This is a genomic window from Streptomyces sp. NPDC001700 (genome assembly GCF_053596435.1).
The window spans coordinates 97042-121327 of sequence record NZ_JBSFGE010000011.1 but is presented as its reverse complement, the minus strand read 5'-3'; the positions used below and the strand labels follow the sequence as shown (position 1 = coordinate 121327).

17 protein-coding genes are annotated in these 24286 nt (G+C 70.3%); 3 read left to right on the top strand and 14 right to left on the bottom strand.

Going from position 1 to position 24286, the window contains the following annotated elements:
• The first annotated feature begins 138 nt into the window (after positions 1–138).
• Positions 139–1050 (top strand): LysR family transcriptional regulator, encoded by a 912-nt coding sequence (locus ACWC5C_RS21560; protein WP_450877534.1) that lies wholly within the window; start codon positions 139–141, stop codon positions 1048–1050.
• Here the strand turns inward: ACWC5C_RS21560 and ACWC5C_RS21555 are convergent.
• The 4 genes from ACWC5C_RS21555 to ACWC5C_RS21540 all read right to left on the bottom strand — a co-directional run bounded on the left by ACWC5C_RS21555 (position 1018) and on the right by ACWC5C_RS21540 (position 5292).
• A complete protein-coding gene (locus ACWC5C_RS21555) occupies positions 1018–1986 on the bottom strand; it encodes a PfkB family carbohydrate kinase (protein ID WP_450877532.1) in 969 nt (322 codons plus the stop codon). The genes ACWC5C_RS21560 and ACWC5C_RS21555 overlap by 33 nt on opposite strands.
• Complete coding sequence (locus tag ACWC5C_RS21550; protein ID WP_450877530.1) at positions 1983–3470, bottom strand: purine-cytosine permease family protein; 1488 nt, start codon at positions 3468–3470, stop codon at positions 1983–1985. Before ACWC5C_RS21550 ends, ACWC5C_RS21555 begins: the two co-directional genes overlap by 4 nt.
• 33 nt (positions 3471–3503) lie before the next feature.
• Positions 3504–4511, bottom strand: coding sequence for an ADP-ribosylglycohydrolase family protein (locus ACWC5C_RS21545; protein WP_450877528.1), 1008 nt, complete (start codon positions 4509–4511; stop codon positions 3504–3506).
• A 64-nt stretch (positions 4512–4575) separates the two neighbouring features.
• A complete protein-coding gene (locus tag ACWC5C_RS21540; RefSeq protein WP_450877526.1) occupies positions 4576–5292 on the bottom strand; it encodes a GntR family transcriptional regulator in 717 nt (238 codons plus the stop codon).
• A gap of 173 nt (positions 5293–5465) precedes the next feature.
• Here ACWC5C_RS21540 and ACWC5C_RS21535 point away from each other — a divergent pair, with 173 nt between their 5' ends.
• The gene (locus ACWC5C_RS21535; protein WP_450877524.1) at positions 5466–5777 is read left to right on the top strand and encodes a hypothetical protein; all 312 of its coding nucleotides are present in this window, start codon (positions 5466–5468) and stop codon (positions 5775–5777) included.
• Positions 5778–5876: 99 nt separating this feature from the next.
• Here ACWC5C_RS21535 and ACWC5C_RS21530 read toward each other — a convergent pair whose 3' ends face one another.
• The 10 genes from ACWC5C_RS21530 to ACWC5C_RS21485 all read right to left on the bottom strand — a co-directional run bounded on the left by ACWC5C_RS21530 (position 5877) and on the right by ACWC5C_RS21485 (position 22950).
• Entirely contained in the window at positions 5877–6383 is a 507-nt protein-coding gene (locus ACWC5C_RS21530) for an inclusion body family protein (RefSeq protein ID WP_385437910.1), read from the bottom strand.
• 4 nt (positions 6384–6387) lie between these two features.
• Complete coding sequence (locus ACWC5C_RS21525; RefSeq protein WP_450877521.1) at positions 6388–8238, bottom strand: thiamine pyrophosphate-binding protein; 1851 nt, start codon at positions 8236–8238, stop codon at positions 6388–6390.
• Positions 8235–10280 (bottom strand): FAD-dependent oxidoreductase, encoded by a 2046-nt coding sequence (locus ACWC5C_RS21520; RefSeq protein WP_450877519.1) that lies wholly within the window; start codon positions 10278–10280, stop codon positions 8235–8237. The genes ACWC5C_RS21525 and ACWC5C_RS21520 overlap by 4 nt, the downstream gene beginning before the upstream one ends.
• Positions 10281–10499: 219 nt before the next feature.
• Entirely contained in the window at positions 10500–13181 is a 2682-nt protein-coding gene (locus ACWC5C_RS21515) for an endo-beta-N-acetylglucosaminidase (RefSeq protein WP_450877517.1), read from the bottom strand.
• Positions 13182–13207: 26 nt separating this feature from the next.
• Positions 13208–15418, bottom strand: coding sequence for a glycoside hydrolase family 3 protein (locus ACWC5C_RS21510; protein WP_450877515.1), 2211 nt, complete (start codon positions 15416–15418; stop codon positions 13208–13210).
• Positions 15405–16706, bottom strand: coding sequence for a glycoside hydrolase 5 family protein (locus ACWC5C_RS21505; RefSeq protein ID WP_450877513.1), 1302 nt, complete (start codon positions 16704–16706; stop codon positions 15405–15407). The genes ACWC5C_RS21510 and ACWC5C_RS21505 overlap by 14 nt, the downstream gene beginning before the upstream one ends.
• A 1-nt stretch (position 16707) precedes the next feature.
• A complete protein-coding gene (locus tag ACWC5C_RS21500; protein WP_450877511.1) occupies positions 16708–17580 on the bottom strand; it encodes a carbohydrate ABC transporter permease in 873 nt (290 codons plus the stop codon).
• On the bottom strand, positions 17580–18500 hold the full coding sequence (locus ACWC5C_RS21495; RefSeq protein ID WP_450877509.1) for a carbohydrate ABC transporter permease: 921 nt from the start codon (positions 18498–18500) through the stop codon (positions 17580–17582). Before ACWC5C_RS21495 ends, ACWC5C_RS21500 begins: the two co-directional genes overlap by 1 nt.
• A gap of 26 nt (positions 18501–18526) precedes the next feature.
• A complete protein-coding gene (locus tag ACWC5C_RS21490) occupies positions 18527–19822 on the bottom strand; it encodes an ABC transporter substrate-binding protein (RefSeq protein WP_450877507.1) in 1296 nt (431 codons plus the stop codon).
• 11 nt (positions 19823–19833) lie between these two features.
• On the bottom strand, positions 19834–22950 hold the full coding sequence (locus tag ACWC5C_RS21485; protein WP_450877505.1) for an alpha-mannosidase: 3117 nt from the start codon (positions 22948–22950) through the stop codon (positions 19834–19836).
• Positions 22951–23104: 154 nt separating this feature from the next.
• Here ACWC5C_RS21485 and ACWC5C_RS21480 point away from each other — a divergent pair, with 154 nt between their 5' ends.
• Positions 23105–24163, top strand: coding sequence for a LacI family DNA-binding transcriptional regulator (locus tag ACWC5C_RS21480; protein WP_450877503.1), 1059 nt, complete (start codon positions 23105–23107; stop codon positions 24161–24163).
• Positions 24164–24286: the final 123 nt, after the last annotated feature.

Here is a 24286-nt window from a genome sequence, read left to right as displayed (position 1 = left end):
GGGACGTACCAGGCGAGGGCCACCGCGGCCCTCATGAAGGACCACTCTGCGGTGCCGCCGCTGTGAGGTCCATCGGCAATTTCCCCGGTTGCTTATGAAGCTTTGCTTCATGGACACGCTTCTGGTCTACTCCGTCGTGTGATCGATCCACGCAGGCTCCGGGTGCTGCGGGCGCTGGCCGAACATGGCACCGTCACCGCCGCCGCCCAGGCGCTCTACATGTCCCCGTCCGCGGCATCGCAGCAGCTCGCCGCGCTTGAGGCGGAGGTCGGCCACGGCCTGCTGGAACGGCGCGGGCGCACCGTCCGGCTGACTCCCACCGGCACCGTGCTGGCCGCACACGCGACGAAGATCGCCGCGCAGCTGGAGCAGGCGGAGGCCGAGATGGCCGCGTGCTCGGAGGGCCTGGCCGGTGAAGTGACCATCGCCGCGTTCGCCAGCGCGATCACCGAAGTGGTGGCCCCGGCGGTGGCGATGCTGCGGGAGGACGCTCCGCAGGTGCGGGTCCGTGTGAAGGACGCCGAAGGCCATGCGAGCCAACGGCTCCTCATCGACGGTGCGGTCGATATCGCCCTGTCGGTGGAGCACCGGGACATCCCCGGTCAGAACAGCGAGCAGCTGCTGCGCGAGCCGTTGTACGCGGAGCCGTTCGATGTCGTGCTGCCGTCCGGCCATCGGCTGACCGACGTCCCGGAGGTCGACCTGGCCGACTTGAGCGACGATCCGTGGGTTACGCCCTGGCCGGGCAACCCGGTGCACGACGTCGTCCTGCGCGCCTGCGAGGACGCCCGTTTCCAGCCTCGGGTGGAATGCCTCGCCGATGACTCCCGGGCGGTGTGCGCCCTCGTCTCGGCGGGTGCGGGTGTGGCGCTGGTGCCCCGCTCGGCGCTCCACGGCATCGCCTTCGGCGGCGCCGCCACGCGCCCGGTCCACGGCCACCGCCCCACGCGGCGGGTGTTCACGGCCGTCCGGCGCGGCAGCGAGCGCCACCCGCTGCTGAGGCTGGCGCTGCGCGAACTACGGGACCGGGCCGCCGCCCTCCGCTCCTGACGGCGGGTCGCCGTCGAGGAAACCGCGGAGTTCGCCGCGGGTCGGCCCGGTGGCGGGGCCGTGCCGGGTGACGGCGAAGGCGGCCGCCGCGTTGGCGCCCCGCGCCGCCTCGACCGGGGCCAGCCCGCTGGCGAGGAGGGCGAGGAAGGCGCCGGTGTGGGCGTCGCCCGCGCCGTTGCTGTCGACGGCGGTCACCCGGCGGCCGGGAAGGTGTACGGCCTCGCCGCCGGGCGGTACGAGACGGCATCCGGCCGCGTCGGCCCGTACGATCACCCCGGTGTCCGGGCCCAGCCGCGCGGCGAGCGCGGCCGCGATCCGCGGGGCGTCGTCCAGGCCGGTCAGCAGCCGTCCCTCACGCTGGTTGCAGGTGATCCAGTCGCACCGCGCCAGGACGGGTTCCAGCACGTCCGGGGGAATGTCGGCGACCAGTGGCCCCGGGTCGAGGAACACCCTGACGTCGTCGGGAAGCTGGGTGATGAGCGAGGCCAGGACCGGGCCGTTCACCGGGTAGGCGAGCCCGTACCCGGACACCTGCACCAGGTCGCCGGGGCGCAGCGCGGCGAGCACCGTGGCCGCGTCGGCCTCGGTCAGCCTGGCCTCCGCCCCGGGGCTGGTGGCGAAGGTGCGCTCGCCGCCGTCGTCGACGAAGGCGACACAGAATCCGGTGTCCGTGTCCGCCAGGGGCGGCAGCAGCACCTCGATGCCCTCGTGTGCGAGGTCGGCGCGCACCCGGTCCGCGAACGGGCCCGTGCCGTGGGCTCCGGCGTAGAGGGCGGGCAGACCCAGGCGGTGTGCGGCCACGAGGACGTTGAAGCCACCGCCGGTGGCGAAGGTGGTGTCCGTGGACACGGTGTCGCCACCGCGCTCGGGCACCTCCGGCACCCGCATCACCAGGTCGATGATGGCGTTGCCGAGGAGTACGAGCCTGCCACTCACGCGTGCTCCTGTGCGGTCGGCGCGAGCGGCGTGGTGTGCCGCGCGGAGGTGTCGTCGCCGCGGTCCATGCCGTCCAGGCGGCGCAGCATGGCGTAGACGGCGGCGGCGAGGGTGAGGGTCGCCACCCATCCCAGTCCGTTGGTGCCGATCCAGCTGTCCGAGAGCGGTCCGGAGAACCAGATGTCGGTGGCGCCGGTGCCCGCTTCGGTGAAGCACAGCCCCACCACGATGGCCACCGCCCATGCGCTGGTGGCGGGCCAGGAGTAGCCGCCCCGGTACCAGTAGCGGCTGGTGCGGCCGGTGTTCATCAGGGCGTCGGTGTCGTACGACCGCCTCAGGAGCAGGTCGACGGCGAAGACGCCCACCCATGCGGTGATCGGGACGGCGAGGAGGGTGAGGAACGTGATGAACGGACCGTAGAAGTCCTTGGCGATCAGGATGAAGTAGATGCCGCCGACGAAGGTGACCACCACGTCCAGGGCGACGGCCAGGGTGCGCCGGACCCGTATGCCCAGGGTGATCATGGTGAGCCCGGCCGAGTACACGGACAGGTGGTTGGAGAGCAGCAGCCCGCCGAAGGCGGCGATCAGGTACGGGATGGCCATCCACCGGGGCAGCATCGCGTTGATCGCCGAGACCGGGTCGGCCGCGGAGGCGAGGTCCGGCTGTCCCGCCGCGAGCAGCGAGCCGAGGGAGATGAGGACGACCAGGGGAATGCCCGCGCCGAACGCCGAGGCGGCCACGAGTTTGCCGCCGGGGATCCGGCGGGGCAGGTAACGGGCGTAATCCGCACCGGCGTTGGCCCAGCCGATGCCCGTTCCGGCGGCGATCATGCCGGTGCCCACGACCATGGCGCCCACCGGGGCGGCCGGGGCCTGGAAGACCTTGTGCCAGTCCACGGTGGCCACGAGAAAGGCGATGACGACCAGGTTGAGCAGGCCGAAGACGTAGGTGGCCCACTTGTTGATCCACATGATGGTGGCGTGTCCGAGGCCGCTGATCAGCAGGGTGCAGCCGATGAAGACCAGCAGGCAGACCACGGTGAGCACGGTGTTCTTCCGCACGCCGAAGGCGACGTCGAGCAGCGCCAGCAGGGCGAAGGCGGCCGTGGTCGTGTTGATCGTCTCCCAGCCGAGCCTGCTCAGCCAGGTGACCAGCGTGGGGCCCGCGTTGCCCCGGACCCCGAACACCGCCCGGGACAGGGTGAGCGCGGGTGCGCCACCGCGCTTTCCGGCGATGCTGAGGGCGCCCACCAGGGCGAACGAGCCGAAGGAGCCGAGCACGGCCACGATGGCCGCCTGCCAGATGTTCAGGCCGCGGAAGCTGACCAGCGCCGCGCCGAGCGGCAGACCCAGGATGCTGATGTTGGCCGCGAACCAGGTCCAGAACATCTGCCCCGGGTGGCCATGGCGTTCGGCGTCGGGCACGGGCTCGATGCCACGTGTCTCCACCGCGCCGACGCGGTCGTTGTCTGATCCGGCCATGGTCGTACCTGTCTTTCTGTTCGGGGAGAGCAGTCACCCGGTCGCGGCGGCCCGCAGTGCGAGGAGGGAGGTGGCCAGCGGCGCCAGGTCGAGGCCGTTGACGGAGCGGAGGGTGGCGAGCGCGTCGGCCGGGAGGCCGGAGGCGCCGCTGAGGGATCCGGCGACGGCCCCGGCGATGGCGCCGATGGTGTCGCAGTCGCCGCCGAGGTTGGCGGCCAGCAGGCAGGCGCGCCACGGTTCGCCGTCGGCCAGGGCCAGGACGGCGAAGGCCGCGGGAACCGACTCCTGGCTGGCGACGCTGGTGCCCACGAGGTCGCTGATGAGGTCCAGGGCTTGCTGCTCGGGCAGCCCCCGGACCAGCTCCACGGCCCATTCGATACGGGCCGCGATGGCGGCCCCGTAGACCCAGTGGCCGCGCTCGGCACCGGCGGTCGCGGCCGTGATGGCCGCGGCGATGGCGTCCTCCAGGCCACCGCCGCCGATCCCCCGGCTCACCGCCGCGGCCACGGCGGCGGCGGAGGCGATGCCGAGGGTGGTGTCGTGGGTGACCTGGCACGCCGCGGCGACCTGGTCGATGAAGGGCTCCAGCGGTGTGTCGGGGAAGGCCACGCCGACCGGGGTGATCCGCATGGCGGCTCCGTTGGTGGCGCCGGACTTCCCCGCCTCCTCGGGCGGTGTGCCACGGGACACGGCCTCCAGGGCGGCCTTGGTGGACGGGCCCAGCAGGTCGAAGGAGCCCTTGGCCTTCATGGCGCGCTCCCACTCCAGCAGCTCCTGGGCGAGCCGCGTCGGATCGATGCGCCCGCTCCCGTCGACCAGCAGGCGGCCGACGATGACGGCCTGGTCGGTGTCGTCGGTGACCGATCCAGCGGGCATTCCGGCGCTCACCGGATTGTCGGCCGGGCCCGGTTCGAAACCGGTGACGGCGCCGAACCGGGTGACGATCGACCGCCGGGACATGATCTGGGTCGGCATGCCGAGCGCGTCGCCCATCGCCAGGCCGTACAGGGCTCCGAGGGCGCGGTCGTGCTGGTCGTTCATCAAGGGTGGTTCCTGTCGGTGCGGTGCGGGTGCGGTACAGAGCTGAGTGGTACGGGGCGGCGGCTCATCCGGGCGGCTCGCCGAAGCCGAGATGGAGTTCGAAGCGGGCTGGGTCCAGCAGGCTGGTCACGTGCTCGACGACGCGGCCGTCCGCCCCTCGGCTGACCCGGCGCGTACGGAGGAACACCTCCCCCTCGCCACGGCGCAGCAGGGCCGCCTCGTCCGCGTCCAGCCTGGTGATCGACGCCCACTCGTCCCCGTACGTGGCGCGGATGCCCACCTCGGCCAGGGTCCTGGTCAGCGAACCGTCCACCAGGCCGCGCAGCGGTACCTCGGCGAGGGCGGGGGTCAGCGGGACCCTGCTGCGCTCCAGCGATACGGGGGTGTTCCCGGGCAGGACGCGCAGGCGGTCCAGGGCCAGGAAGCGGCCACCGTCGGTCTCCAGCTCCCCGGCCAGCGCTTCGTCTCGTACCGCTTCGAGACGCAGCACCTCGGTGGTGATCCGGACGTCCTGGTCGGCCAGGGCCCTGGTCCAGCCCAGCCGGTTGTCCAGCAGGGTTCCGTCGAAGGTGACGAACGAGCCGACGCCGGCGTGGGTGGAGATCAGCCCCTGCTTGCTCAGCTCGTCCAGCGCCTGGCGGACGGTGGTCCGGCTGACCGCGAAGCGCCGGGTGAGCGCGTGTTCGCCGGGCAGCCTGCTGCCCGGCTCCAGGGCACCGCTGTGGATCTCACGGGCCAGGACGCGGGCGACGCGCTGGTGCTTGCGGACCTGTTCAGTCATGTCCGGAAGCTAGCCATACATGTCCAGTCCTGTCTAGAGGGGGGACGGGATCGACCGGCTCCTGCCGCCCACCGGGGCTCCACCGAAATTCCTGTGGGTACCGGTATCCAGGTAGGTGGTCAGTCGGTCTGGATATGCCACACCGACCGCAGCACTCCGGGAAGGAGTCCGGCATGATGCGCCGCCTCACCACCACGGCAGGGATTCTGGCCGCCACGGGAGCCCTCGTCCTCGGCATGGCACCATCGGCCTCCGCCGCTCACGGCGACCTCTTCAACAGCACCTGGCGCACCGTCAACCCCAGCGGCTGCATTTCCGTGCCGCTGGAGGACAACCGATTCCACGTGTACAACCAAACCAACGAATACGCGCTCGCCTACATGAACAACGACTGCTCCGGGCCCGTCATCGATGTGATCCCGCCCGACGGCGAGTCCGACGGAGGCGAAATCGCCGTGCTGGGGCGGGCCATCTGGATCCGCTGACGCCCACGGACCCCAGGAACGACGGGGTGGACGGCGCGGGCCTGCGCGCCGTCCACGTGGTGTGCCGGGGAGGGTGTTACCCCACCGCGGCGAGGGTCGTCAGGAGCGTTTGTCGATGGTGATGAACGGGTCCCACTGGAAGTAGCCCACCGGCTTCAGGTCGCCGTCCAGGACCTGGAAGTAGAAGCGGTACGTGACCCGGCCGGTCTTGCGGACGTCCGCCTCCCAGTAGTGGTCCTCGTAGTCCTGCGTGACGAATTCCGGCCTGCCGTCGGACCCCTCCTTCGGCATCGGATAGGTGCCGTCGCCCACCACGATCCGTGGCGTGCTGATCAGCGGATCGCTGCTCACGTACCGGTACAGCAGGGCGCTGTATTCGCTGTTGAGCGAGAGCGTCGTCTCGCGCCACCTGATGATGTCCCTCGGATTGGCCCGGAAGTTCAGTTCGGCTCCCGAGGTGCCGACGACGCGGTCCTGACGCGTCGTCATATAGATCAGGCTGTGGTCGACCTGGGTCGGCGCGTCGGGATTCCTCGACGCGCTCGTATAGCGATGGGCGATCGTGTACGCGTCGAACGCGATCATCACGTTGATGAACTCGGACATATTCCTAACCCCTTTTCTCTTGCACCTTGTAGGCCATCGCCCGCGGGTAGTCATGCCGGTGCAGGCGGACGCGGACCAGCAGTGGCCCCGCGTTGAGCGGGTCGGTGGGGTCGGCGAGGCGGGTCAGCAGTTCGTCCAGCTCGGAGGTGTGCGCGATGCTGATCCCGTTCACCGGGGTCTTCTTGCCGGAGAAGACCTCCGCGAGGCGGTCGTAGTGCCACGGGTGGAGGACGTTGTAGAAGTCCGCCTCCTGCGCGTCGTCCCCCGCGCCGGAGTCCCGGTCGGCGTAGTAGGACGGGTGCACCAGCATCTGCTCGATGCCGTAGAAGTGGCCGTTGTCCATGACGAACACGACCGACCGCAGCCCGAGCCTGGTGTGGGTGGAGATCTCCTGGCAGGTCTCCTGGAAGGCGCCGTCGCCGACGAACACCATCGGGCGGGCGTGCTCGCGCTCGGGGGCGAGCGCGGCGCCGGTGGCCGCGCCGACGGACCAGCCGATGGACAGCCAGCTGATCTGCGACAGGAACCCGCCCGCTGGCAGGCTCAGGTTCATCGAGCCGATGAGGGAGAACGCGGCGTCGGAGACGACCGTCCAGTCCCCTGGGCTCTCCTCGCCCAGGAAGTGGTTGATCCGGTCGAACACGCCGTCGTAGGTGAGCCGTTCGGCGGACCGGGAGCGCGAGCCGCGGGTACGGAGGGTGGCGCGGTGACTTCCCAGGCTGGCGGGGCGGTCGACGGACGCGCCGTGGTGGGCATGGGCCTCGGCGTAGTAGTCGGCGGCCAGACCTCCCGACCCGAAGCGCTTCACCAGCGCGTCCTGGAGGGCGGGCAGCAGCCGCTCGAGCTGGACGTCGGGGAAGTACCGGGTGCCGACGCTGACGCCGCCCTGCGCGGCCATCACCCAGTCGGTGCCGACGTACTGGTCCCCGCCGAGGTTCTTCGACGTGGACCAGGCGCCGAGGCCGATCCGGCAGGTGGCCCAGTCCTTGAAGATCCAGTGCACATCCGGGTGGCTGGCCGGGCCGTTGTAGACGCCGTGGAACTCCCGCGGTTCCTCGTCGACGACAGCCTTGGCACCGACCGTGGTGCAGAACGGCACTCCGGTGGCTTCCGTCAGGTCGGTGAGCTGGTCGCCGAGGCGGAACCGGTCGATCTCCTCGCCCGCCCACACGATCGGGCGGGGCCTGCCGTCCGGGCTGGGGTGGTTCTCGATCAGGGTGAGGATGGCGTCCACCGCGTTGTCCAGCATGGTCTGGTTGCGCGTGCTGAACGGCCGCTCGCGGCGGAGGAGGGGCTGTTCGGCGGCGGCACAGGGCTCGTCCCACAGGTCCTCCATGACCTCCAGATAGACGGGCCTGCGCTCGGACAGGCAGGCGGTGAGCGCGGCGTCGATCTGACCGGGTGCGAGGCCCGGGTTGGAGATGACCTGCGCCTCCACGGTGACCTGCCGGTAGACGTCCAGGTTGCTCTCCCGGCGGGGGCTCATATGGGAGGTGAGCAGGCCGACGGCGCGGTAGTTCTGCCACTGCTCGTACGGCGGGCAGGCGTTGATGGCGATGAGCGGGACGTGCTCGACGTAGGCGCCGCCGCAGGCGTTGAGCAGGTTGAACGCGCCCACGCTGTAGGTGACCGCGGCCGCGCCGATGCCGTGGATCCGGGCGTACGCGTCGGCGGCCTGGCCCGCGCCGCCCTCGGTGGGCGTGCCGACCCACTCGATGTCGCCCTCGGCCCGCAGGGTGGTGAGGAACGGGCCCAGGTGGTTGCCGGGGACGCCGAACAGATGGGTGATGCCCAGCTCGGCCAGGCGGCCGGCCAGATAGCGGGCGACCGTGCACTCGGGCGTGAACGCCGTCATGAGCGGCCCCCCGCGTTCGGGCCCGGGGTCGTCAGCTGCGGGGCCTGGTGGACGGCGGTGGCGGCGCGGATGGCGCTCTCCAGAGCGCCCTCGATCCAGGCGTGTTTGAGGGAGGTGTGCTCTCCGGCGAAGTGGACGGGGCCCTCGGGGCGGGAGACGTCCAGGTGGAAGCTGGTCATCTGGTGCGGGGTGTAGATGGCGGCCTCGCCGAACGCGTACGGATCGCGGGCCCAGCTCTTGGTGGCGCCCCGGCCGGTGAAGAACACCTCAATACGGCGGCCGTGCAGGGCCTGGAGGTTGCGCAGGGCGTAGACGTAGCGCTCGTCGGGGCGCATGGAGTCCCAGCGCGCGGCGTCGTCGGACCAGGAGTACGAGGCGAGCACCACGCCACCGGTGCTGCCCTCGACCTGGTGCGAGGGGTAGTACATGAACCGGTTGGGGTTGTCGGTGGCGGAGCCGCCGCCGAAGCAGTGGGAGGCGGGGCGGACGGCGGGGCCGCGCAGGGGCATGGTGCTGCCCAGCTTCCGCATGTCGTCGGTGACGCTGCTGTCCTTGACCGCGGCACCGAGCAGACCGGTGACGCCCGCCTCGGCGAACGCGGGGGCGGGGGCGGCTTCGGCGTCCTGCTCGCCGCTCGTCTGGTAGTAGTCGTAGAGGCCGGGTGCGATGCTCTCCAGCTCGTTGCGCCAGTCGTCCTCGGTGAACTCCCACCACCGGCGGCTGAACTCCAGCAGCACCTTGGTGGCCTGGTCGTAGTGGGTCTCGATGATGGCGCGGCGCTTCTTGTACGACATCGAGGGGACGATCTCCACGAAGCGCAGCGCGGAGAACGGGATGGTGACGATCGCCAGGTCCGCGGTCCACTGGCGCGGCGCGGCCTGCGGGTCGTCCTCGGGGACGGTGTGCACGGCCACGCCCCATCCGTCGGGTCCGACGGCGCAGGCGCCCTCGGGGGCGGTGTCGCGGCTGGGGTCGTGGTATTCGAGGCGGATCATGCGGTGGCCGAGCTTCACCTCGTCGCGCAGGCCCTGGTGGAGGGCGTGGGGCAGGCGCCAACTGCCGCCCTCGATCTCCCAGTAGCGCACACCGGGGTTGATGTCGCTGCGGCTGAGGAAGCTGTGGAAGAAGGAGAGGTGCAGCCGCGAGGACATGTTCTCCAGCGTGCCGACGGCCTCGATCGCCTCGTCGCTGAGCCCGCCGCGCTCCCGCAGGAAGCCACCCATGGAGTAGCCGTCGAAGTCACGGATGACCCGGGCCCAGCCCTCGACCCACTCGTCGAACGGCTTGTTGACGCGCCGCCCGTCGACCACGTCGGAGTAGTAGTCGCGGACGATCTCCAGCGCGTCGTCCACCATCCGCACGACGGGGGCGCGGACCTCGTCGTCGGTGAGGTGGAAGCCCTCGTTGATCCGCTCGGGGGCGGTGGCGTAGTCGGAACGCCGCACCTGCACCCGGTTGGCGCGGATCCAGGAGTTGCCGCGCTTGTCGGGTTCCCGGAAGCCGGGGCTGTCCTCGCCGTGGGTCCAGGTCCGGCCGGTAAAGGAGGTGTACGTGACCGGGGGAACCCTGACGCCGGGGCCGCTGCCGGTGGAGGGGTCGATGTCCACGTTGTAGAACTGGCGGCGGGTGAGCCCGAGCTTGTCGACGAGGGCGAGGACGAGCGGGTGGAAGTCGGGCAACCGCATGGCCCCGGCCTCGGCGTACTGGGCGGAGTCGTCGAAGGGCTGATGGTGCTTGGTGGCGCGGAAGGTCTTGACGCGCCCGCCGACACGGCTGGCGTTGGCTTCCAGGATGGTGACGTCGTGCCCCGCGTCCTTGAGCAGACGTCCGGCGACGAGGCCGGTGATACCGGCGCCGATGATGAGGATCTTCTTACGGGGGTGCGGGGTCGGTCCGAGGCCGCCCGTATCGATCAGCGTGTCGAGATAGCTGAGCTTGAGGTCCTTGTCGTCCGGCCCGATGAGAAGAAGCTCGCGGGCGAGCTTGAGACACGTTTGCCAGCGCGCACGGGCTGCGGAGTTGCCGCGTGGAGTGTCGGTCATAGCCCGCGATCCTAGATACGCAGAAACGATTATTCGATTATCCGATTTGGTAATGCATTGGTAAAGTCCGAAAGATATCGAACTGGTCAGCGAGTCGAGTGAATTCGAACGCGGGAACGTTATCGTGTCGGCAATTCCATGGCCAATGCTTTTGCCGGGAGTGCGGCGGTGACGGCTCTCGAGTCGGCCGTCACCGGCGCACTCCCCCACGGAACGCGGCTAGTTGTCGCGCAGCACCGTCGTGGCCTTGTTTCCGGCGTAGTCCTCCAGAACCGCGACGACCTTGCTGGTGGGGCTGGACATGGTCACCGTCATCGCCGGGCGGGTGGTGCGACCACGGACGATGTACGGCTTGTTGCCCGAGCCATAGGTCGTGGCGAACGATTTCGGCTGGCCGTTCTCCAGGATGGTGAGGGTGTGCCAGTCGGAAAGGGTGGGGCGGGAGAAAGCGAAAGTGTTTCCCGTGACTTTTACCGCGGACGCGGGATAGGGGCTGATGTCGGCGTCGGCGAATGTGCCGCGCACACCGGTGGCTGTGCCGTCGCCGGTTTTCACGGTGAGGAGATATTTACCGCCGCTCACCGGTACACCGGTCAGGGTCGCGCCCGGCTGGTCGCCCGGTACCGTCACCTCCTTGGTGTACGGCTTGGAGCTGTCGAGGCCCCGGACCTTCACGGTGACGGGCTGGCCGGTCTGCCGTGGGGTCCATGTCGCCTTCAGGGTGCCGTCCGCCGCCGCCTTGGCGGTCACCTCGGACGGGGCGGTGGACAGGTCGAACGACACGGTCGCGGGCTTGCTCCGGGTGCCGTCCGGGCCGACCGCGACGAGCTTGATCTTCCCTGAGGTGGCGGTGAAGCGCTTGGCGTAGAACACGTCGTCGTAGATGCCGCCGAGGTACGTGTCATCGCGGTAGACGTCGTAGCGGCGCACCGTGTCGTAGTCGCTGCGCTGCCACGACAGGAACAGCTCGTCGCTGCCGGGCAGCAGCTGGTCGATGCGCAGTTGCTTCGGCATGGCCGGGGTGCGGTCGACACCGTCGCGCAGGGCCAGGGCGCCCACGTTGACCTGGTAGTTCTTGATCGGCTGGGCGCCCGCGGCGACGACGAGGCCGAGGGAGGCGATGCGCTCGTCCGCGTACTTCGACAGGTCGGCGGACGCGGTGGTCCAGCCGGTGGTGTGCTTGCCGGAGCCGGACAGCGGCACCTGCACCACCTTGCCCGGGTCGGAGGCCAGCACCAGCGCGAGCCGCAGCTGGGAGTCGTCGTCCGCCGAGGGCTTGTTGTAGGTGAGGTCGAGGGTGGACGCCGAGGTGACGCTCAGGTCGGTCTTGTAGAGGCGTACGGTGTTGTCGCTTTCGAGGGTGCCGCTGAGGGCCAGGGAGCTGCCCCCGTCGTAGGCGCCGATCCGCCGGTAGGAGAAGCGGTCGGCGGGCGTGTACTCGGGGCCGTAGTCGAAGTCGGCCTTGAGGGGAGACTTCGTGGCGTCGATCCACCACTGCCAGGTCAGCGGGATGTCCTGGAGGTTGATGTTGCCCCACTCGGCGTCGTTGGACAGCTTGCCGTCGCTCCAGGCCGACAGGCCGTGTCCGGTGTTGAAGGACGTGGCGAAGGTGGAGCCCTTGATGACGGAGCGCTCGGCGATGTACTTCGACATGCCCTTCCAGGTGCCCTCCGGTGTGGTGGCGCCCTGGGACGAGCCGGTCCACCAGCGGCGTTCCCGGTCGAAGACGGCCGACTGGGCCTTGTCGTCGGTCTTGTCGGCGTAGTCGGAGGAGACGAAGTCGGCGCCGAGCGTGGCGATGGCGTTCATGGGGGCGCCATCGGTGTCGAGGTTGTTGGCGAGGTCGTACGGCTGGTCGAACTGGTACATCCCGGCCTCGACCCCGGCGAAGACACTCTTGCGCGGATCGAGGCCAAGCCCCTTCGCGTACGTCTTCGACTTGGTGAGCTTGGACTTGTTCCACCAGTAGTTGAGGAAGATGGAGTCGGACACGTCGCCCTGAGTGGTGTCCCGGACGAACGGGGCGTTCACCGCGTTGAACTCGTTCTGGTACGAGATCCTGCCGGTGGAGTTGTCGATGGAGTCGTACCACTGCACATACAGGCCGCCGTCGCGCAGCTGCTGGAGGAACTTCTTGTAGGCGGGTATGTCGGCCGGGGCCACCGCCTCCTCCTGGTTGATGAAGTAGCCGTCGAAACCGTAGTACTTGGCGACCTCGATGAGCTTCGCGGCGGCGGGGAAGCTGCCGTCGGCCTTCCGCTGGAGCAGTTCGGTGTACGCCTGGTCGCCCCGGTCGTTCGGTGAGAAGAAGACGCAGCCCAGGGACCGTACGCCGTTGGCGTGGGCGGCGTTGGTGTAGCCGGGGTTGGGGAGGTTGACCGCGCCGAACTCGAACCACTTCTCCTTCCAGTCGAGGTCGGGGTCGTAATAGTCCACGGGTACGCCCTCGGTGGGCATGCCGTGCCAGGACGCGTACACGTCGCTGTACTGCCAGTAGTTGAAGAGGTACTGGCTGAACTCGTTGGTGTACGGGTGGCTTTCGAAGAACGCGTTGCCGTAGTCGCCCGCGAGGGTCAGGGACTGGGTGTCGGCGGGGAGCGACGGTGTGCGCTGGGTGGCGGCGTTGGGCGCGATACGGGTCTGCAGGGGCACCTTGGCGCGCAGCAGCTCGGCGTTCGTGTCGTCCGCCGGATTCCATCGCAGCAGGTCGGTGGAGGAGTAGCCGTGCTGGTAAGGCTGGTTGGCGCCGACGGCGCTCTCCCCCTCCCAGGGGAGGGTGTCGCTCGCCAGGGCGCTGCCCGCGCCCAGGGTCAGGGCCAGTGCCGCCGCCAGGACGCCGGTGCGGGCTCTTCTGGTGCGGGGGCGTCGCGGTGGTCTCTGTCGTCGCTGTATTCGTGGCATGCCGTGTCCTCGCTTTCGCTGAGCTTTCACTGAGGCGGGCGGATCGTGGTGCTCAGATCGCTCACGTACAGATCGGTGCGAGCCAGATTGGTGCGGGCCCGTGCTTCCGCGCCCTCGGCGAAGCAGCGCGCGGCGGGCAGGTCCCAGGCGACGGTGACGCTGCCGCGTGGCGGGACGGTGACCCGGCGGAAGGCGAGGAGTTCCCGTCGCCGGGGCAGTGCCGTCCCGCCGGTGCGGTGGCCGAACAGGGGGACGATGACCTCGGCTTCGGCGGGGGCCGGGTTGGTGAGGCCGACTTCGACGCGTACGGATCGCCCGGACACGCCGGCGGTGAGGTGGTCGAAGGCGATCGTCCCGTAGCGCAGGCCGAACCCGAAGGGGAACAGCACCGGGTCCGGCGCGTCCCGGTAAACGTCGGCGGCCGGGTGGCGGTCGTTGTACCGCACGGGCACGGCCGCGGCGTGGCGGGGCGCGGTGAAGGGCAGCAGGCCGCCCGGTTCGTGGCCGCCGAGGAGTGCGCCGGTGATGGCTTCGGCGCCGTGCGGGCCGGGGTAGCCCGCCCACAGTACGGCGTTGGTGTGGTCCGTCACGGTGGTGAGCACATGGGGCCTGCCCGCGATGACCACCGCCACGACGGGGCAGCCTGCGCGGGCGCGTACGGCAGTGACCAGGTCGTCCTGGCCTCCGGGCAGCGACACGTCCGCGAGGTCGACGCCCTCTCCGGCGGTGGCCACCACGGCGGGGCCCGCGACGGCCCCGTTGTCGGCGAAGGTGTCGTCGTAGGCACGGTGGCTGGTCCCGCCGAGGGCGAGGATCACGACGTCGGCGCCGCGCAGATCGGCCGGGGAGGGCGGGCCCGGCGGGCACACGATCTCGGCGTGGGGCAGGGCCTCGCGCAGCGCGTGTTCCAGAGAGGCGGCCGACGCTTCGGGGAGGGGTGGCACATAGTCGCCCAGCAGCGCGGTGACGTCGTGGGCGTTGGGCCCGGCGAGCACCACTTTGGTGAGGGATCGCGGGCGCAGTGGCAGCAGCTGGTCCGCGTTGTGCAGCAGGACCAGGGACTGGCGGGCCAGGCGCCGGGACAGCTGGTCCGTCGTACGGAGGGCCGGTACGAGGCGGTCCGGGCCGGGTGCGGGTCGGCCTTGCGCGGTTTCCGGCAGCAGGCCCAGGCGGTGCTTGAGGGTGAGCACCCGGCGGCAGGCGGCGTCGACCAGCTCGGCCACGCGGGTGTCCCGGGACATGGCGGATTCCAGCAGGGTGAAGGACTCGTCCCACAGGGAGAGGTCCACACCGGCCTCCAGGGCGGCCACGGCGGCCGCCTCCGGGCTTCCGGTCATCGTGGCCAGGCGGTCCACGGCCGTGCCGTCCGCCATGACGATGCCGTCGAATCCGCACTCGGTGCGCAGGAAGCCGGTGAGCAGTTCGCGGTTGGCGCAGCAGGGGACGCCGTCGATGTCGTTGTACGCGGCCATGAAGCCCAGCGCGCCCGCCTCGACCGCCGCCCGGGCGCTCGGCAGATGCAGTTCGCGCAGGTCGCGGGGGCCGATGACGGCGGACTGGCCGTTGCGTCCGCCGACCGCCTCGCCCTGGGCCGCCAGGTGTTTGAGTACGACGGCGAGGCCCCCGCCCTGCATCCCGGTCACCACGGCGCGGGTGAGTTCGGCGGCCAGCAGCGGGTCTTCCCCGAAGCACTCCTCCGCCCTCCCCCAGCGCGGGTCGCGCAGCAGATCCAGCGCCGAGACGAGCGCCAAATGCACGCCGCTCGCCGCCAGTTCGGCGGCGACGGCCGCGGCCGCCTCGGTCAGCAGGTCCGGGTCCCATCCGGCGGCGACGGCGAGGTTGGTGGGCAGCAGCGTGCCGCCGAGGGCCTGGTGGCCATGGGGTGCCTCTTCCGAGAGGAGCACTCCGATGCGGTGGCGGCTGCCGCGCGCCACTTCCTCCTGGACCAGGGCGGCGACCTCGGCGCGCTCCTCGGGCCGGATGCCGTCGTGCCACGAGCGGCCCGACCAGGCGTCGGCGCGGAACAGCCCGTACAGGGCCCCGAGGCCGCCCCAGCGGTCGATCTCGGCGTGGGCCCGGTCGGTGAGCCGGAAGCCGCCCCGGGGGTCGCGTTCGACGGCCTGCCAGCCGTAGAGGCGCTGGTTGAGCTGGCCGACCTTCTCCCGTGGGGTCAGCTCGGCGAGGAGGCGTTCGACGGGTGCGGGAGCGGATGCGGGTGGGTGTTCAGTGTTCGGCATGGGTGTGCGTCCTGCTCAGTACCTCGGCGTCGCTGACCGAGGTGTAGTAGGTGCGGCCGGTCGGTTCGGCGTGGACGACGGAGGTGATGCCTCGGGCGCTCAGCGCGCCCGGGTCGGCGGCGGACGACGATGTGACGAGGGCGGGGCGTACTCCGGCGCGGGCACCTCGCATCCAGGTCTCGAATACCCCACCGCCCGGGGAGAGTTCGGCGCGGGACACGGGGACATCCTGGCCGTCGACCGGGACCACCACGGCCTCGTGCCGGGGCGCGGGGCGTGGCCGTTCGCGGAGTTCCGCGGCGAGTGCGGCGAAGCGGTGTCCGATCGGCTTCACCGTGCCGTCGGCGCCGATCAGGCCGAGGCTGTGTTCGAGGTCCGGGAAGTCTCCGAGGCGGCGGTCCACGTCGTGGGAACACCACCAGGTGATGCCCCACAGCGCCTCGCTGTCGGCCGCCGCCCGTACCGTCTGTTCGAGGAAGTCGGGCGCCTGGTCCTCGGCGAGGTGGTTGAGCGGGGCGCCGACCTCCTGGAGCCACACCGGGCGGTCGGGGTCGGTGGCGAAGGCGCGGGACAGCTCGATGAGGTACGCGGCGTGGTGGACGCTCTCGTGGGACATGGCGCCGTAGCCCTGCGCCGTGCCGTTGAAGATCCACGAGTGGACGACGCTCATGTGGCCGTGGCGGCTGGAGTGGGCCGGAACGAAGGCGTGGCCGTCGGCGTACCAGACGGCGTCGTATTCGGCGTTGAGCCGAAAGTGGCGGGGGTCGCGCGGCCCGGTGCCGTGCAGGGCGTCGAGCCAGCCGGTCACCTGGTGGGGCGTGGCGGGCATCGGGGTGGGGTGCACCGCCGAGGTGAACTGGTTGACCTCGTTGCCCAGGGTCAGCCCGAGGAAGGTGGGCACGTCGTGCAGCTGCTCGTCGAAGGCCTCCACCAGCCGGGCCTGGGCGGCGATGGCGTCGGGGTCGCTGAACATGCTGCGCCGGTGCCAGTCCGTCAGCCAGCTGGGCACGAAGTCGAAGCCGGACAGATGTCCCTGGAGGACATCGACGCTGGCGTCGAGACCGGCCTCGCCCGCGATTTCCACCACCTCGCGGATGTCCCGCAGGGCGCGGTGGCGGATCAGGGTGCGGTTCGGCTGCACGACGGGCCACAGCGGCAGGACGCGTACGTGGTCGATGCCCAGGCCCGCCAGGGATTCCATGTCGCGGCGGGTGGCCGCGCGGTCCGGGGCCAGCCAGGAGTAGAACCAGTCTTTCGACGGTGTGTAGTTGACTCCAAACCTCAGCATCTCAACCTTTCAGGCCGCCGGCTTCCAGCCCGCGGAAGAAGTGGCGCTGCAGGACGGCGAAGAACGCCACGATGGGGACGAGGGCGATGATGGTCCCGGCGGCGATGAGGCGCGGATCGTCGTAGAAGGTGCCGCGCAACCGGTTCAGGCCGACGGTGAGGGTGTAGTTCTGTTCGTCGGACAGGACGATGAGGGGCCAGAGGAAGTCGTTCCACGAGCCGACGAAGGCGAAGATGGCCACCACCGCGATCACGCCCTTGACCTGGGGCACGGAGATCCGGATGAAGCGCTGCCAGGCGTTGGCGCCGTCGACGATGGCGGCCTCTTCCAGCTCTCCGGGGAGATTGCGGAAGGCGTTGCGCATGAGCAGCACGTTCAGCGCCGCCACCAGGGTCGGCAGGGCGACTCCGACCAGCGTGTTCACCAGTCCGGTGGCCCGGACGGTGAGGAATTGGGCGATGAGGACGGTCTCGGACGGGACCAGCAGGGCCGCGACGCAGATCGCGGTGGCCACGCCCCGGCCACGGAAGCGCAGTTTCCCGAGCGCGTATCCGGCGCAGGTGGCTCCGACCACGTTGCCGACCACGGCCATGGCGGCCACCGCGAGGGAGTTCAGCAGATAGCGCGGCACGGGTACGCGGTCGAGCACCGTGGCGAAGTGGTCGAGCGTGGGGTGGTCGGGGATCAGCTCGGGCGGCCGTGTGTACAGCGGTTCCCCGGCGCCCTTGAGGGACAGCGACAGCTGCCACACCAGCGGCCCCGCCAGGAGTACGGCCATGAGCAGGAGGATCAGGTGGCGCGCCACGGAACCGGGTGACGTCCTGCGCCGCCGGGCGGCGGCCGTCGGTCGCGTGTGCGCGGCGGGCTGGGCCATCAGGAACTCCTCTTGCGCTGCAGGGCGAGTTGCGCGAGCAGCAGCCCGCCGAGGATCACGAACATGAAGAGGCTGATCGCGCCCGCGTACCCGGTCCGCGCCTGCAGTCCGGTGCCCTCCCGCTGGATCAGCATCGTCATGGTGAGATCGCCCCCGCCCACGCCCCCGGTGCCGCCGGTGAGCACGTACACCTCGCCGAACACGCGGAAGGCCGCCACCGAGGACAGCACGGCGATGAGGGTCATCGTGGACCGCACACCGGGGACCGTGACGGCCAGGAAGCTGCGCACCGCCCCGGCGCCGTCCATCGCCGCCGCGTCGTACAGGCTCTGGTCGATGCTGGCCAGCGCCGCCAGGTAGATGACCATGTAGTAGCCGAGGCCGGTCCACACCGTGACGAACATGGCGCTGAAGAGCAGCAGCCACCGGTCGGTGAGGAAGGGAACGGGCCCGGCCACCACATCGAGCGTGGCGAACGTGGCGTTGACCAGACCGCGCTTGTCGAGCATGTTCGTCCAGATCAGGCCGACGACCACGGGCGACATCACGACGGGCAGATACATGGTGGTGCGGAAGAAGCCGGTCAGCCGTCCCGCGCTGCTCACCAGGGTGGCGAGGATGAGCGGGAGGACCACCATGCAGGGCACCACGCACACGGTGTAGAGCGTGGAGTTCAGCAGGGCGGTGGTGAAGCGTTCGTCGGCGAACATGCGGCGGAAGTTGTCCCAGCCCACGAACTCGCCCTGCCGCAGCAGGGTCGAGTCCGTGAACGACAGGCCGAGCGTGTTCGCGAACGGCACCATCACCATCAGCACGATGACGGTCAGCCCCGGCAGCAGGAACAGCCACGGTGTCAGGGACCAGCGGTGCGTGGCCAGGACGGTCGCCGTGCGGCGAGCCGGGCGCGCGGCGCGTTTCACGGACGTACGACGCTGCACGGAGAGGGTCACTTGTCCGCTTTCAGGCGCTCGTTGGAGTACCGGACGGAGGCGTCCAGCGCCGCCTTCACGGACTTCTTGCCCAGTAGTGCCTGGGCGATCTGCTCCCGCAGCGTGTTGCTGTCGGCCGAGCCGGAGAACGCGGGCGGCCACCACACGACGGCCTTGCGCACCTGGTCGGCGCTCTCCCGCCGCACCTTGGTGGCCGGGGTGCCGTCGTCCTGGGTGAAGTACGCGTCGTCCAGCGTCCCGGCGGACGAGGGGAAGACGGACGCCTTCTTGGCGAAGCCGAGCTGGTTGGCGGAGTTCGTGACGTACGTGGCGAAGGCGGTGGCCAGGGTCTGGTTCTTGCTCGCGGCGTTGACCACCAGGGATTCGAGGTACATGTTGGGGGCGCTGTCGCTGATGCGCGGCCCGATGCCCAGGTTCTTGTAGACGGCGGGCGCGGTGGCCTTCAGGTCGTCCAGGGTGTACGAGCTGCCGGGCAGGTACGCCAGACGGCCCGCTTTGAACTCCTCCACCTCCTTGGTCTGGAGGTTGTTCAGCGCTTCCTCGCCCATGCCCTTCTTGGCGTAGAGCTTGCGGAACCGCTCGACGTACTCGACGCCCTTGGCGTTGTTGTAGGTGAACTTCTCCCCGCGCGCGTCCATGAGGGGCACGCCGTACTCGCCGAAGGTCTCGATGGCGGGCATCCGGGCGATCATCATGGTGTCCGAGCACTTCTCGGCCATGGTTTCCGCCTGGTCGAACAGCTCGTCGTAGGTGGCGGGGAGCTTGCCGGGGTTCAGACCACACTTCTTGAAGAGGGACGTGTTGAAGAAGGACGGCCCGGTGTTCAGATACCACGGGTAGCCGTACGTGCCGCCGCCCAGCCCCTCGAAGGTCATGGCGTCCCATGCCTTGTCCGCGTACTTCTTCTTGGCCTTCGGGTCGGCCTTGTTCAGGTCGAGCAGCACACCCGCCTTGGCCAGGGTGTACGCGGACTCCGGCCCCATGTCGACCACATCGGGGAGGGACCCGGCGGCGGCGTCGGCCGACAGCTTGTCCTGGTAGCCCTCCGCGGGCTGGTCGACCCACTTGATGTCGGTGCCCGGGTGGGCCTTCTCGAACGAGGCGATGAGGTCGTTGAAGTACGAGGTGAACTTGTCGTTCTTCAGGTTCCAGGTCTGGAAAGTGATCTTGCCGGACACCTTTCCGTCCGACTTCTCCGTCGTCTCGCCGCCACCCATGACACAGGCGGACAGCAACAGCGATCCAGCAGCGAGTCCCGCGATGAGCGCCGACCGTCTTCCCGCTGGCGTCATTCGTCTTCTCCTCATCCGAGGTGTGTTCCAGAGGCGATCCGCAGGGTCGCCACCTGGAAGGGGCCGAGGTTCAGGGCCGCGCCGTCGGCGGGACGGCGCGTACCGGACGGTGTCCGGGGCAGGGCGGTGGGCAGGTCGTCGCCGGGCGCGAGTTCGCGTTCCAGCAGGTCGGTCTCGTGTACGAGGGCGCCCGCGCCGAGTGCCGCGCAGGGCCGGAGCAGGGCGCTGGCCCGGCTTCCCCGCGTTTCGTAGATCCGCACGACGAGGTCCCCCGAACCGTCGTCGGCGAGTTTGATCCAGTCGACCATCGCGTGGCCTTGCAGCGCCTCGATGCCCACTAGCGGTTCCAGTGGCGGGAGCGGTGCGATGTCGGGAGCGTTGAACACGGAAGCGGCCTCGACGGCGGCGGGCACATCCGCGCCGGGGAGCAGTGCCCAGCGGAAGTGATGGGTCCCGGTGTCCGCGTCGGGATCGGGGAAGCGGCTGCCCCGCAGCAGCGACAGCCGGACCACGGTGGCGTCGTGGTCGGCGCGGGCGTCGGCGCCGTACATGGTGTCGTTGAGGATGGCGAGTCCGTACGCGCCGTCCGCCACCTGGATGTACCGGTGCATGGCGGCCTCGAACATCGCGTCCTGCTCGGCGGTGTTCACCAGCAGCGGCCGCTCGACGTATCCGTACTGCGTCTCGAACCGGGCCGTGGGCGCCATGATGTGGACCGGCAGAGCCACCTTGAGCAGCCGCTCACGCTCCTGCCAGTCGACCGCGCACTCCGTCTCGAAGCGGCCGGTGCCCGCCTTCAGCCACATCGTCAGCGTGACCGTCGACGCGCCGAACCGCCGGACGACCTCGACCCCGGCGTCGGGGCCGTCGTGGACCACCGCGCGGCTGGTGACATCGTCGACGACCTCGAAGGTGCGCAGGGTGTGGCGGTCCACATCCCAGGCGTCCCACCGCACCGGCTCGTCGCGGAACAGCTGCAGTACGCCCGTACGCCCGCCCGGTGGCACCACCTCGCGGCCACCACGCAGGTCGCGCAGCGAGGTGACGTGGCCTTCGGCGTCTACGGCGACCCGCAGCAGACCGTCGTCCAGAACGGTGGCACCCGCTTCCCCGTCGGTGACGCGCACGGGATCGGGCTTCGTGTCGGCGGCGGGGACGAACGGCGGCAGCAGCCCGGCCATCCCACCGTCAGTCGCAGCGCCCAGAGCCTTGGCCGCCTGCTCGATGAGTTCGCGCAGCCGGGACTCGATGTCCTGGTAGGTGTCGCGGGCCTCGCGGTGCACCCAGCTGATCGAGGTGCCCGGCAGGATGTCGTGGAACTGGTGCAGCAGCACACCGCGCCAGATCTCGTCCAGGCTCTCCCCCGGATAGGGCGCGCCCCGCAGGACCGTGGCCGCCGCGCTGAGGTACTCGGCCGCCCGGAGCAGCGATTCGCAACGCCGGTTGTGGCGCTTCATCGCCACTTGGGAGGTCAGGGTGCCCCGGTGCAGCTCCAAGTACAGCTCGCCGCGGTGGACGGGCGCCAGTGGCTTCGCCACCTCCTCGACCTCGCGCAGTTCCGCCTCGGCGTCCTCGAAGAACTCCGCCGGAGTGCGGGACGCCACGCGTGGCGCGCCCTCCAGGTCGGCGAAGCGGCGCAGCCGTTCGGCCATCTCCCGGGTGGGGCCACCGCCGCCGTCGCCGTAGCCGTAGGGCAGCAGCGAGTGGGAGGCGATCGCCTTGTCCTGGAAGGTGGTGACGGCGTGGCGCAGTTCGCGGGCGGTGACCTCGGCGGCGTAGGTCTCGGCGGGCGGGAAGTGGGTGAAGATCCGCGTGCCGTCGATGCCCTCCCACCAGAAGGAGTGGTGCGGGAAGGTCGTGGTGTCGTTCCAGGAGATCTTCTGCGTCAGGAACCAGCGGGCCCCGGCCCGGCGGGCCAGCTGCGGCAGCGCTCCCGAGTAGCCGAAGGAGTCGGGCAGCCACACCTCCCGTGGTTCGATACCGAAGCGGCTGAGGAAGTACCGCTTGCCGTAGCTGAGTTGGCGCACCATGGACTCGCCGGTGGGTATGACGCCGTCCGGCTCCACCCACATGCCGCCGACGGGCACCAGCCGTCCGCGCTCCACGTGGTGGCGCACCCGCGCGAAGAGTTCGGGGTAGTGGTCTTCGAGCCAGGCGAAGTGCTGCGCCGCCGACATGGTGTAGACGAGGTCCGGATGGGCGTCCAGCAGGGCCAGGGCGTTGGAGACGGTCCGGGCGAGCTTGCGCACCGTCTCGCGCAGTGGCCATAGCCACGCCGAGTCCATGTGCGCGTGGCCGACCGCGGTGATCCGGTGGGCGGAGGCGTGTGCGGGAGCGGCGAGCAGTGGCGCGAGGTGGGCGCGTGCCCGGCGGGCGCTGACCTCGGCGTCCGCCGCGTCGTAGGTGTCGAGGGCGCGCTCGATGCCGTAGAGCAGTTTCCAGTGGCGCGGCTCGTCCTGGTCAAGTTCGGCGGCGAGGCCACCGAGGACGTCCAGGTCGCAGAGGAAGGCGTGCACCTCCGGCACGAACACGGCGGTCTCCGCGCGGCGGAGCCGAAACTGCTCGAAGGGTTCCCGTGCGCCCTTCTCGCCGTGTTCGGTGGCGACGAAGGGCGGCAGGCCCAGCAGCAGGGGGTTCGCCGCGGCCTCGACGTAGAGGGTGAAGCGGCCGTCCGGGCCGAGCAGCCCGGGGCCGGTGTCTGTGTCGCCGTCGCGCAGCCGGATCGCCGTCTGCCGTGGGTGGAGGCCCTTGACGATGGTGCCGTCCGGTGTGAAGACCAGGCCTTCGCAGTGTCCGCCGACGGAATGGTCGAACCAGCCCAGATCGAGGAGCAGGTCGACCGGGCCGGGTGGGGTCCTGGGCTCGACCCGGCCGCTGACGCGGAACCAGGTCGTGGACCACGCGGGCCCCCACGCCTCGCCCAGGGCGAAGGGACGGTAGTCGGGGCGGCCGCGCCGTGGCTCGGCCATCAGCCCGAGCGCGTGGCGGGGGCTCACCGGTTCGCCGTCGTCCCCGACCGTCCACGCTTCGATCGCGACGTCTCCGAGGCGGCGGTGGGCCCGGGGAAGGACGCGCTCCCGGCGTACGCGGTCCAGCCGCTCAAGTGTGCTGCTGAAGTGACGGTGCATGTGTGGTCCTCACCGCAGAGAGAGGAGCAACAGGTCGTCTAATACGTTTTAGTAGTGTCGAGTCGGCGGCAGACTAATACGTTTAAGTTCGTCAGTCACCGCAGCGGATCATCACGGTTGCGTAAAGTCGACGGGGGTCACGATGGAGGGGTCGATGCCACCGAAGAACCATGGCTCGCGTGCCGAGGAAGCGCCGCCCCGGCTGCGCAGCACCGACATCGCACGGCTCGCGGGCGTCTCCGTCGCGGCGGTGTCCATCGCGGTCAACGGGCGCCCAGGGCTGAGCGACGCCACCCGTAAGCGCATCCTCGATGTGGTGGACGAACTCAACTGGCGTCCGCACCGGGCGGCCCGAGCGCTCAAGGGCGCGGCCAGCGACGTGGTCGGCATCGTCATCGCCCGTCCCGCGCGCACGCTCGGCGTCGAGCCGTTCTTCGCCCAGTTCCTCTCCGGTCTGCAGTCCTGCCTGTCCAACCGGGGGATCGCCACGCAGTTGCTCATCGTCGAGGACACCGAGGCCCAGACGGCGGTCTACCGGCGCTGGGCGGCCGAGAACCGGGTGGACGGCCTGGTGCTGCTCGACCTCGCGGTCGACGACACCCGGCCCGGGCTCGTCGCCGATCTGGGCATCCCGGCGGTGGTGTTGGGCAGCCACGGGAATCCCATGCCGCTGACCAGCGTCTGGGTGGACGACCACGCGGCGACGGTCAGCATCCTGCGCCATCTGGTCTCCCTCGGACACCGGCGCGTCGGCCACGTCAGCGGCACGGTGGCCTACCAGCACACCCAGCGCCGACTGCGGGCCATCGCCGACGTACGCGAGTCCACCGGCATCGACGTGATGTCCGTCGCCACCGACTACTCCGACGCCCAGGGCGCGTCGGCCACCCGCCGTCTGCTCGAGGCCAGCCCCCGCCACACGGCCATCGTGTACGACAACGACGTCATGGCGGTCGCCGGGCTCGGCGTGGCCACCGAGATGGGCATCCCGGTGCCCGGCGAGGTGTCCGTGGTGTCCTTCGACGACTCCGTCCTCACCACCATGGCGCACCCCTCGCTCACCGCGCTCACCCGCGACACCTTCGCGCTCGGCACGCTCACCGCCACCGAACTGCTCCGCGTCATGGCCGAACGCCCCGCGCCCCGCTCCGTACAGGCCCCCACTCCGCGACTCGTCGTACGGCAGAGCACCGCCCCTCCCGCCGGGGGCTGATCCGCCGGTCCCGGGGTATTCCCATAATCTCCCTAGACCTGCCCGGTATTCCCCTGGACTTCCGGAGCCGTTACCGCCGGTTGCGTTCAGGCGGCCATTGACATGGTCATCCTGCTGCCGAAA